The following is a 10,376-nucleotide window of genomic DNA, read 5'->3' on the forward strand; positions in this document are numbered from 1 at the left end:
CTGATGCCACACCTTCATATAAAAGAGTTTAAAGAGATAAAATTTAAAAAAAACTATGAAGGAGTCTCTTTTAATTTTGCTGCAAAAAATATTGCGCATCAAGATGAGACTCTTATCTCAGTGAGTGTTGAAGGTGATGACTTTTTTTTGCTAGCAAAACAAGAAGAATCTAAAAATCTTTTAAAAACAGACAAGCTAACAAGACCAGCTTCCATTCACAATGTGCATAGGGCTCTTTTAGCATATGGGGATCTAGCAAAACTAGAAGTTTTATCTTCAAATGTACCGCAAAAACCTAAAAATATTCATTTACAAACTTCAACTGCTCTAAAAGATATTAGTTTTTTTACTGATGGTTTTTTAGATGATAAACGTATAAGCATAGAAGTGGGCTTTGGATCTGGTAGACATTTGTTGCACCAAGCTAAAGAAAACAGAGATATTTTGTTTATCGGTATCGAGATCCATAGACCTTCTATCGAGCAAGTTTTAAAGCAAATTAGCATCCAAAATATAGATAATTTACTTGTTCTTGACTACGATGCTAGACTTTTTATGGAGTTAGTTCCATCTAATATTGTAGAGAAGATCTTTGTTCATTTTCCAGTTCCATGGGATAAAAAACCACATCGAAGAGTAATCTCTACTTCTTTTATAGAAGAAGCTAGAAGAGTTTTAAAGCTTGAGGGAAGGTTAGAACTTCGCACAGATAGTGAAAACTACTACGCTTACTCTTATGAGACTTTTATTGCATTTCATAAAACTGTGCTTCACATAAACAAAAACAGAGACATTGCCATTAGTTCTAAGTATGAAGATAGATGGAAAAAGATGCAAAAAAACATTTATGATGTAACTATGATAAATGAAGAAAAATCTGATCCGCTTCTTATTGAGGGTAATTTTGACTTTAGAGATGTGAAAATATCTGAGGATGAACTTTTCGCACTTCATGGAGTTACAAAAAAGTTTGATGGTGGATTTATTCATTTTGAGAGAGTTTATAAACTAGAAAATGGTGTTATGTTTAGAGTCTCACTTGGTAGTTTTGATAGACCAGAACATCTCTATATAACTATAAGAGAAAATCTACCATCTTACTATCCATCGCTTCCTCTAAGCTCTAAAAGCAATCTTTTAGCACACAAATATTTGGATGAGGTTTTTCATGGATAAGGTGATAATGGCACAAGATCTATCTCTCTCGTATTCAAACAATGAGACGATAATAAACAAAGCAAACTTCTCTATAGACTCTGGTAGTTTTATCTTTATAACGGGGGCTAGTGGAAGTGGAAAATCAACTTTGCTTAAATCTCTTTATGGTTCACTAAAGCCTAAACAAGGAAGTTTAATAGTTGGTGGAGTAGAACTTCGTGGTGTATCAAACTCTAAACTAAACTTTCTAAGAAGACATATAGGTATAGTTTTTCAAGATTATAAACTTGTAAAAGAGTGGACAATCGAGAAAAATATCATGCTTCCTCTCATTATAAATGGTTATGAAAAAGGTGTAACTCAAAACCAAGTTGATTCACTCCTTAAGCATGTCAGACTTAAACATCAATCTGGCAAATATCCGCTAGAGTTAAGTGGTGGAGAGCAACAAAGAGTTGCAATGGCTAGAGCACTAGCACACAACCCGATACTCATCTTAGCAGATGAGCCAACAGGTAACTTAGATGACTACTCATCTCAGCTTATTTGGAACCTTTTAGAGGGTGCGAATGAGCAGTTAAATACTACGGTTATAGTTGTAACTCACAACATTCCAAGAAACTTAAATGTTGATTATAAGCACTATAACATTGAGTATGGGAGCATACATGAAGTCGTTTAAAAATCACTTCTCTTTAGTAATTGCCCTTGTGAGCATTCTTTTTTCTATTCAGATCTTTGTAATAGTTGATAGAACAATGGAAGCTTATAAAGAAAACCTAGCAAATAACTATTCAATAATTATAATAAGTCAAAAAAAATTACAAGATCAAGAGATCTTAGATCAAAGTGAGCTAATAAGCCGCGTTACAGAACTCTCAGCAGACAATGTAATAGAGAGGTTAAATAGCGGAATTACAGAGAAAAATAAAGAGCTTTTAAAACTTACGCTTCCTAAGTTTTATAAGCTTAATCTAACTCAATATCCGAGTCCTTCGCAGATAAAAAACTTAAGAAAGAAGCTTTTAAAAATAGACTCTATTAAAAAAATAGAAGATTTCTCCCACAACCACGACACCACATATAAGCTTCTACTTCTGTTTAAAACAGTTGTCTTTGTTTTTGCCATAGTTGTTTTTGTTGTAACTACTCTTCTTATATTTAAAGAGCTTCGTATCTGGCAGTTTAAACATAATGAGAGAATGAGTATAATGGCACTCTTTGGAGCACCAATTTGGCTTCGTTCAGCAGTTTTATTTAGGCTTGCAATTGTAGATGCAATTATTGCTGGGATTATAACTTTTGGTCTGTTTATATATATATCATCATCACCTTTAATAAAAGAGCAGTTTGAGAACCTTAGTATTAATATAGTAGTTTTTGACCTTATTAATGATACTGCCGTTCTTTTTACTGCATCAATTACGCTCTCTATTATTTTGGCACTTATGATAGTTATAGGGCATAAAGAAGAGGTATGATACATCTATTTTTAGTGATTATCTTAGCAACAAGCGCAGTTTTTGCAAAAACAAGCGTAGATGCTGATATAAAAAATACCAGCTCAAAACTAAGCTCATTTTCTAAAAGTTACTCAAATCTAAATGAAAAGATGACTGAGACTGCAAAAGCAATACTAAAACAAAAAAAAGAGATCGAGACTCAAGAGTCACATATAAAAAACTTAAAAGAAGAACTCTCAAAAAAAGAGGTCACTTATGAGACAAGTACAAAACAGTTAGAAGAGTTAAGTAAAGTTCAAAAAAATCTCAAGGCTACTCAAGAAAAACTAGAAGAAGAACTAGTCTTTACTATAGCTCAAAGTGTTTCACTTACGGTAATTTTAGAAGAAGAGATGGATGCTAGTGAGAAGTCACTTATGGAGTTTGAAGTCTTAAAAGTGATGTTAGAAGAGTCAAAACAAAAAGTAAAAAAACTCAATGAAATATTTTATGATAACTCAAAAAACATAGATATTTTAAATGAACATGCAAGTGTTCTAGAGGTAGAAATAGCAAGTATTGACTCAAAAAGAAAAGATCTAATAGAGACTAATAAGAAAAACTTAAAGGATTTAAAAGAACTAGAATTAGCTAAAAACTCTTATAAAAAAGAGTTGAAAAATGTCCTTAAAAAGCAAGATCAACTTAAAGATACACTTGCAAAATTAAATATCATAAAGATAGATGAGATAAGAAAAGCTAAAGAAGCAGAACAAAGACGAAAAGCTTTTAGTTCTAAAGGCTCAGACGATAATCTTCCAAAGGTTAAAAAACATGGAAGTAGTTATCAAGCTATTAAAACTAAAAAATATGTTGGTTCAAAAACTATAGCTCCTTTTAGTCCATACACAATTACTAAAAAGTATGGAACCTATACAGATCCTATATATGGTATAAAAGTTTTTAACGAGTCCATCTCACTTAAACCTAAAGAAAACAATGCAAAAGTGAAAACTGTTTTTAATGGTAGAGTCATTTATGCAGATAAAACAGCAGTGTTGAAAAACATTGTTATTGTTGAACATGATAATCAACTCCATACAATCTATGCAAATCTTTCTCAAATCTCGCCAAATATACAAAAAGGCAAGAAGATAAAAAAAGGTTATACAATAGGGCGAGTTGATGATGAATTGATTTTTGAAGTGACTCAGAAGTCTTTTCATATAGATCCAGAAAATCTTTTTTAGATATAATTTCAAAAATAATTTTAAGTAGAGAAAAATATGAACTTTAAAGAAACTCGTGGATGTGATGGAAATAGAGCATCAAGCGTAACATTTTCCCAAGCAATACTAAGTCCAATCGCCTCTTATGGCGGTCTATATGTGCCAGAGAGTCTCCCAAATCTAGGCTTAGAGTTTTTGCAAAAACACTTAAACTCTTCATATAAAACACTAGCCTCAAATCTACTAGCTAAGTTTGAGATAGATATTGAGCAGAGTGTTATAGATGAAGCACTTAGTCTTTATGATAAGTTTGATAATGCAACTAACCCAGTTCCAGTTGTAAAGCTAAGAGAAAACCTCTATGTAAGCGAACTTTATCACGGTCCAACTCGTGCATTTAAAGACATGGCACTTCAACCTTTTGGTAGTATTCTCTCAAGCGTTGCACAAAAAAGAGGTGAAAACTACCTTATACTCGCAGCTACAAGCGGTGATACTGGTCCAGCGGCACTAGAGACTTTTAAAAACAAAAAAAATATAAAAGTCGCTTGTATGTATCCTGCAAATGGAACTTCTGATGTTCAAAGACTTCAAATGGTAACTGAGGATGCATCTAACCTTAAAGTCATCGGTATAAATGGCAACTTTGACGATGCACAGAGTGCTTTGAAAAACCTTTTGGGATCTAAGAGTTTTGATGAGGCACTTAAAGCTAAAGATATCTCACTCTCAGCTGCAAACTCTGTAAACTTTGGGCGAATCATCTTTCAAATCATCTATCACATCCATAATTATCTTGAACTTGTAAGACAGGATGTTATAGAGGTAGGTGATAAAGTTTACTTAAATGTTCCAAGTGGAAACTTTGGAAATGTTTTAGGAGCTTACTATGCAAGGCTTATGGGCTTACCAGTTGAAAAACTTATAATCTCATCTAACCAAAACAACATCTTAACTCGTCTTATAAAAACTGGTATCTATGATATGCGAGATCAAGAGTTAATCCTCACAACTTCGCCTGCTATGGATATACTAAAGTCTTCAAATGTTGAGAGAGTTTTATATGATCTCTTTGGATCTAGTAGAACTAGAGAACTAATGAGCGACCTTGATGAGAAGAAGATCTACACGCTTACACAAGACGAACTCTCTAAACTGCAAGAGATTTTTGTAGCGGACTTTTGTAGTGATGAAGAGGGCAGAGCATATATCAAAAAGAGCTTTGATGAGGGCTACTTAATGGATCCACACACTGCAACTTGTTTTAAAGCACATGAGAGTTGTGCTACAAAAAATATCCCGAGCATAATCTACTCAACTGCTGAGTGGACAAAATTTTCTCCAGTTATAGCAAATGCAATCACAGGCGAGAGCGGTACTAAAGACATTGTGGCTCTAAAGTCTATTTCAAAAACTGCAAATGTAAAGATCCCAGCGATGATAAATGAGTTATTTACTAAGAAAATAGTTCATGATACTATTATAGAAAAAGAAGATATAGAAAAAGAGATACTAAAGTTTTTGTAAGCGAAGGTTTAGCTTTGCGAGGTTGAACTAGTTTCAATGCTAACACACTAGTTCCAATGCTCCGCGTTGGAATTCATATATATTCTTGCGTGTTGCATATATATAGACTCCCACGCAGAGCATGGGAGCCAGAGTAAAGTTTTTATAAACAAGGGTTTAGCTTTGCGAGGTTGAACTAATTTCAGTGCTAACACACTAGTTCCAATGCTCCGCGTTGGAATTCATATATATTCTTGTGCGTTGCATATATATAGACTCCCACGCAGAGCATGGGAGCCAGAGAGAAGTTCTTTCACAGTCTCAGAGCATGGGAGCCAGAGAGAGATATATATGTGGTTATAACTCTTTCGCTCTTTTGTAAGCTTTTGCAATAGCATCCATACAAGCACTTCTAACATTTCCATCTTCTAGCGCTCCATAACCAGCAGCTGTTGTTCCTCCAGGACTCATCACTCCATCTTTTAAAAGTGCTGGGTGGATAGTTTGAATTAGCTCTCCAAATCCTCCAAAAAGACCTCTCATAACAATCATAGCATCTTCTCTTTTTAGACCTTGTTTTACTGCACCATCAGCTAGAGCTTCTGATATAAGTGCTAGATATGCAGGGCCACTACCAGCTAGACCTGTAGCGATATCAAGCTCTTTTTGGCTTGATAGCCATAAAGTTGTGCCAATAGAGCCTAAAATCTCCTGGGCTTCCTCTTTAAACTCTATATCTCCTGTTAGTGTTGTCATAGATCTCTTCACACTTGCGGCTAGGTTTGGCATCGCTCTTACAACAGCTCCAGAACTTAGAGCTAGTTTTAGTTTTTCAATGCTAGTTCCTGCTAAAACAGAGTATATAACTCTTGCTTTTCCTTTTAACTTCTTAGAGATCTCATCAACATTTGCAGGTTTGACGCAGAGTAAAACTGTCTTACCTTCCATATTGAAACCATCTAAAAGATGCTTATCTACACTCACACCTAACTCAATCTCAAAATCTTCAAGTTTCTTTACATCTCTTCCAACTACTTCTATCTTGTAGTCATTTTTTAAGCCCTTTGCGATGCTCAGTGCCATATTCCCGTTACCGATGAAGGTTATTTCTTTCATAATGGTTCCTTAAAGTTTTTATGCTAGTATAGCATACATAACAATTATGCAAAAAGCATGGTTTTTTAAAGGTGATAAATGGACAGGTTAGTATTAAAAGTAGGAAGTGCGGTGCTTACGCACAATAACGAGATAGCAAAAGAGAGGATATTAAATCTTGTAACACTCATAGCAAAACTAAGAGCAAAGTATGATGTTTTACTTGTAACTTCTGGTGCAGTTGCTGCTGGATATTCAGCATTGAAACTAGACACAAAAAAACAAATTGGCAAAAAAGCAATAGCATCTGCTGGTCAGCCAATACTTATGGCAAGTTACAAAAAAAAGTTTGATATTTACAACATTGATACAGCTCAAATACTTCTAACTGAAGATGATTTCGATTCAAGAAAAAGAACGAAAATGTTTCAAGATATTATAGATGCACATCTTAAACACAATATATTACCAATCATAAATGAAAATGACATAACATCAACTCCTGAACAACTTTTTGGAGATAACGATCAACTCTCAGCAAATGTTGCGCATGCAGTAAAAGCTGATATGCTAGTTATTTTAAGTGATATTGATGGTTATTTTGATAAAAATCCTCAAGAAAATAGCGATGCAAAAATATATAAAATTTTACATGAACTTCCAAAAGGTTCTCTAAACGATGAAGCAAGTCCAAACGATCCTTTTGCAACAGGTGGGATAGTAACAAAACTAAAAGCTGCAGACTTTATGCTAAAAAATGGAAGAAAGATGTTCTTAACAAATGGTTTTGATCTCACTTCAGCAGAGCAATTTTTACTACATGGCAATCACATACTAGGTACACTCTTTACTCCAAAAGAAGAGATAAAAGTTAAAAAATAAACTCAAAAGGATTAAGTTATGGAAAGATTTTTAAAAGAAGCAAAGGATGGTAGTAGAGTTTTATCTACTATTAGCGGCAGTAAAAAAAATTCAATCCTTCGAGAGATGGCAGACGAGCTTAGAGTTCAATCAAAAGAGATAGTTAAAGCAAATGCACTAGATATGATAGATGCAGATAAAAATGATCTCTCAAGTGCACTCAAAGATAGACTCCTATTAGACGATAGTCGAGTTGAAGCGATGGCTGTGGCTATAGAAGAGATAGCAGCTCTAAAAGAACCAGTTGGTCGCGTTCTTGATGGTTGGATTACAGAAGAGGGCTTAAAGATTGAAAAAACAAGTATTCCTATTGGTGTTATTGGTATCATCTATGAGTCTCGCCCAAATGTAACAAGTGATACAGCGGCTCTATGTTTTAAAAGCTCAAATGTTTGTGTATTAAAAGGTGGAAAAGAAGCCCAACACTCAAACAAAGCTATAGCTAAAGTTCTTCAAAGCGTATTAGCAAAAAACAATCTTCCAACAGCTCTAATCTCGCTCTTAGAAGACTCTTCAAGAGAGGGTGTAGCAAAGCTTATAAAGATGGATAAGTATGTAGATCTCATCGTTCCTCGTGGTGGAGCAGGGCTTATCAAATATGTGAGCGAAAATGCCACTGTAAGTGTTGTAAAGCACGATAAAGGGCAGTGTCATATCTATATAGACAAAGATGCAAAGCTTGATAATGCAATTGCAATCGCCATAAATGCAAAGACTCAAAGACCAGGTGTTTGTAATGCTATGGAGACACTTTTAGTTGATAGTGCAATTGCAAAAGATGCACTTCCAAAGATAAAAGCAGAGTTTGACAAGGCAAAAACTGAGCTAAGAGCTTGTGCAAGAACTAGAGCTATTATTGATGCTAAAGAGGCAACTGAAGAAGATTTTGATACTGAATATTTGGCAAATATCTTAAACATAAAAGTGGTAGATGGTGTTGATGGTGCGATAGAGCATATTGTAAGATTTGGTTCAGGTCACTCAGAATCAATAATTAGCGAAAATATAACAACTGCTGAGAAGTTTTTAGGTGCAATAGATTCAGCCGTTGTTTATGTAAATGCATCTACTCGTTTTACAGATGGTGGATCTTTTGGCTTTGGTGCTGAAGTAGGTATCAGTACAAATAAACTTCATGCTCGTGGACCTATGGGGATAGAGGGACTTACAACTTATAAGTTTAAGATCTACGGAAGTGGTCAAACTAGATAAGTAAATACAACATCAACACACAAGTTGATACATATCAACGTCATATGCATAAATCTTTATTACAATAAACTTAAATTATTAAATAAAGGATTTATATGACACTGATACCAAGCGAAGCAAAGAAAATCGAAGTTGCAGGTGCTACTGTTGATTTTTTTGAAGAAGTTAAAAATGGTGTAAGCACTTACTACTTTGACACATCAAAATGTGGACCACCAGATCCGATGGTAAATGCGATGAGTGGTTTAAGACTTATCAAAAACAACAGTAATGTTCTAGTGATGATAAATCACAAAGCACCAGGTGGACTTTTTGGTAAACTTGAATCTGACATTGCTCACAGCGTTGAAGATGTTGAAGGTGGCTTAGTAAGAGTTACTTTTACAAGTGTAGATGCAGGAGTTGATTCTGATCTAACTCAGACAGCTTGTCACTAAGCTAATGTTTTCTATCTCACAAGATTTTGCACCTCCTTTTAAACTTATTTCTCCGTTTTTTATACTCGGAGGTGTCTTCTATCTCTTAGCATCTATATATATCTTTTTCTTTACGGCTGATAACTTTTTTGTACAAGATACAAAAGTTTTAAGTTTAGTACATCTATATTTGCTTGGGTTTGTGATGATGGTTATCTTTGGAGCTATGGCACAGTTAGTCCCTGTAGTTCTTGAAGTTGGACACTCTGCCGTTGAACTTTTTTATGCCATCTGGCCACTTCTTGGCATTGGCACTATTTTGATGGTGATAGGATTTTTAGGCTATCCCGCTCTTTTGCCATATGGTGGAACTGTAGTTTTAATCTCCATGATGATATTTGTGATGGAGATATTTTCAACTATAAAAAAAGTGAAGAAGTTTAGCCTAGTTATAAGTAGTGTACTTATCTCAAACACTTTTTTATTTTTTGGTATTATCTTTGGGCTTACAATGGCACTTGGTTATGCTGGAGTTATTGAAGTTGACATCATTTCACTACTAAGATCTCATGTCTATTTGGTTATTGGTGGATATATCATTGTAACTTTGATGGGACTCTCAGTAGTTTTGCTTCCGATGTTTGGCTTATCTCATGGTTTTTCTATGAGACCGCTTGAGATCTCTATAACTTTGATGAGTATCTCTGTAGTTTTGGTTGTGATATCTTCATTTGTAGAGTATCTCATCATTGAGTACATCGCTTACTCATTAGCAGTTGTCTCTATGTTTATCTACTTCTACATGACATACACTATCTTTAAAACAAGAGCCAGAAAAGAGATAGATATCTATGTAATCTCTCTTTTTTATGGATATATATCAATGATAGTCGCTGTAGTTCTTGGAGTTCTTAACCTTTTTGTAGTCTATGAACCACTACTAGTAGCAAGCGGTTGGCTTATGTTTTTTGGCTTTTTTGGCTTTGTAATAATTGGACATATGTATAAAATCATCCCATTTCTTGTATGGTTTGAGAGATTTTCACCATTAGTAGGAAAGCAAAAAGTACCAATGCTTGCGGATATGGTTCCAAGTAGAAGTTCACACGCACAGTTTGTCTTTGGTGCTGTAGGAGTAAGTATAGTTACTCTTGCAATACTTATGCAAAACGACACAATGATAAAAGCAGGAGCCTCGTTTCTCGTAGTAGGTGCGTTTGCACTTCTTAGAAATATACTTTTTATGATCAATTATAAGTAGTGTAACGAGCTTAAGTTTACTAGTTCCAACGCGGAGCGTAGGAACCAGAGGGACACTTTTACTAGTTCCAACGCTCTGCGTTGGAACTCATATATATTTTGAATGTTGTATATATAGACTCCCACGCAGAGCGTGG

10 protein-coding genes are annotated in these 10,376 nt (G+C 34.6%); 9 read left to right on the forward strand and 1 reads right to left on the reverse strand.

Annotated elements, in window-relative coordinates; translation table 11 throughout:
• The first annotated feature begins 3 nt into the window (after window positions 1-3).
• Genes trmB through thrC form a run of 5 tightly spaced genes read left to right on the forward strand, consistent with a single transcriptional unit; the run spans window position 4 to window position 5,356 of the window.
• Window positions 4-1,176: a tRNA (guanosine(46)-N7)-methyltransferase TrmB gene (gene trmB / locus M0Q24_RS01935; RefSeq protein ID WP_295046460.1), complete on the forward strand. Its 1,173-nt coding sequence runs from the start codon at window positions 4-6 to the stop codon at window positions 1,174-1,176.
• Window positions 1,169-1,840 (forward strand): ABC transporter ATP-binding protein, encoded by a 672-nt coding sequence (locus M0Q24_RS01940; RefSeq protein ID WP_295046463.1) that lies wholly within the window; start codon window positions 1,169-1,171, stop codon window positions 1,838-1,840. The genes trmB and M0Q24_RS01940 overlap by 8 nt, the downstream gene beginning before the upstream one ends.
• Window positions 1,827-2,639, forward strand: a complete 813-nt coding sequence (locus M0Q24_RS01945; RefSeq protein ID WP_295046466.1) for a cell division protein FtsX — start codon at window positions 1,827-1,829, stop codon at window positions 2,637-2,639. The genes M0Q24_RS01940 and M0Q24_RS01945 overlap by 14 nt, the downstream gene beginning before the upstream one ends.
• Entirely contained in the window at window positions 2,636-3,850 is a 1,215-nt protein-coding gene (locus M0Q24_RS01950) for a peptidoglycan DD-metalloendopeptidase family protein (RefSeq protein WP_295046469.1), read from the forward strand. The genes M0Q24_RS01945 and M0Q24_RS01950 overlap by 4 nt, the downstream gene beginning before the upstream one ends.
• 36 nt (window positions 3,851-3,886) lie before the next feature.
• Window positions 3,887-5,356: a threonine synthase gene (gene thrC, locus M0Q24_RS01955; RefSeq protein WP_295046472.1), complete on the forward strand. Its 1,470-nt coding sequence runs from the start codon at window positions 3,887-3,889 to the stop codon at window positions 5,354-5,356.
• Between the two features lie 336 nt (window positions 5,357-5,692).
• Here thrC and M0Q24_RS01960 read toward each other — a convergent pair whose 3' ends face one another.
• Entirely contained in the window at window positions 5,693-6,451 is a 759-nt protein-coding gene (locus M0Q24_RS01960; RefSeq protein WP_295046475.1) for a pyrroline-5-carboxylate reductase, read from the reverse strand.
• A gap of 78 nt (window positions 6,452-6,529) precedes the next feature.
• Here M0Q24_RS01960 and proB point away from each other — a divergent pair, with 78 nt between their 5' ends.
• The 4 genes from proB (at window position 6,530) to M0Q24_RS01980 (ending at window position 10,240) form a co-directional block, all read left to right on the forward strand.
• Window positions 6,530-7,312 (forward strand): glutamate 5-kinase, encoded by a 783-nt coding sequence (gene proB, locus M0Q24_RS01965; protein WP_295046478.1) that lies wholly within the window; start codon window positions 6,530-6,532, stop codon window positions 7,310-7,312.
• 18 nt (window positions 7,313-7,330) lie between these two features.
• Window positions 7,331-8,563, forward strand: a complete 1,233-nt coding sequence (locus M0Q24_RS01970; protein WP_295046481.1) for a glutamate-5-semialdehyde dehydrogenase — start codon at window positions 7,331-7,333, stop codon at window positions 8,561-8,563.
• Between the two features lie 95 nt (window positions 8,564-8,658).
• Entirely contained in the window at window positions 8,659-9,000 is a 342-nt protein-coding gene (locus M0Q24_RS01975) for a hypothetical protein (RefSeq protein ID WP_295046484.1), read from the forward strand.
• 4 nt (window positions 9,001-9,004) lie between these two features.
• A complete protein-coding gene (locus tag M0Q24_RS01980; protein WP_295046487.1) occupies window positions 9,005-10,240 on the forward strand; it encodes a hypothetical protein in 1,236 nt (411 codons plus the stop codon).
• The last annotated feature ends 136 nt before the right edge of the window (window positions 10,241-10,376 follow it).

This window comes from Sulfurimonas sp. (assembly GCF_023228785.1).
In the GTDB taxonomy this organism is placed as follows: Bacteria; Campylobacterota; Campylobacteria; order Campylobacterales; family Sulfurimonadaceae; genus Sulfurimonas.

Excerpts from the sequence above, each read along its gene's own strand:
- M0Q24_RS01945 (WP_295046466.1), top strand. The coding sequence starts at position 1,827 with ATGAAGTCGTTTAAAAATCACTTCTCTTTAGTAATTGCCCTTGTGAGC.
- M0Q24_RS01960 (WP_295046475.1), bottom strand. The coding sequence starts at position 6,451 with ATGAAAGAAATAACCTTCATCGGTAACGGGAATATGGCACTGAGCATC.
- M0Q24_RS01950 (WP_295046469.1), top strand. The coding sequence starts at position 2,636 with ATGATACATCTATTTTTAGTGATTATCTTAGCAACAAGCGCAGTTTTT.
- M0Q24_RS01975 (WP_295046484.1), top strand. The coding sequence starts at position 8,659 with ATGACACTGATACCAAGCGAAGCAAAGAAAATCGAAGTTGCAGGTGCT.
- trmB (WP_295046460.1), top strand. The coding sequence starts at position 4 with ATGCCACACCTTCATATAAAAGAGTTTAAAGAGATAAAATTTAAAAAA.
- M0Q24_RS01940 (WP_295046463.1), top strand. The coding sequence starts at position 1,169 with ATGGATAAGGTGATAATGGCACAAGATCTATCTCTCTCGTATTCAAAC.
- M0Q24_RS01970 (WP_295046481.1), top strand. The coding sequence starts at position 7,331 with ATGGAAAGATTTTTAAAAGAAGCAAAGGATGGTAGTAGAGTTTTATCT.
- thrC (WP_295046472.1), top strand. The coding sequence starts at position 3,887 with ATGAACTTTAAAGAAACTCGTGGATGTGATGGAAATAGAGCATCAAGC.
- M0Q24_RS01980 (WP_295046487.1), top strand. The coding sequence starts at position 9,005 with ATGTTTTCTATCTCACAAGATTTTGCACCTCCTTTTAAACTTATTTCT.
- proB (WP_295046478.1), top strand. The coding sequence starts at position 6,530 with ATGGACAGGTTAGTATTAAAAGTAGGAAGTGCGGTGCTTACGCACAAT.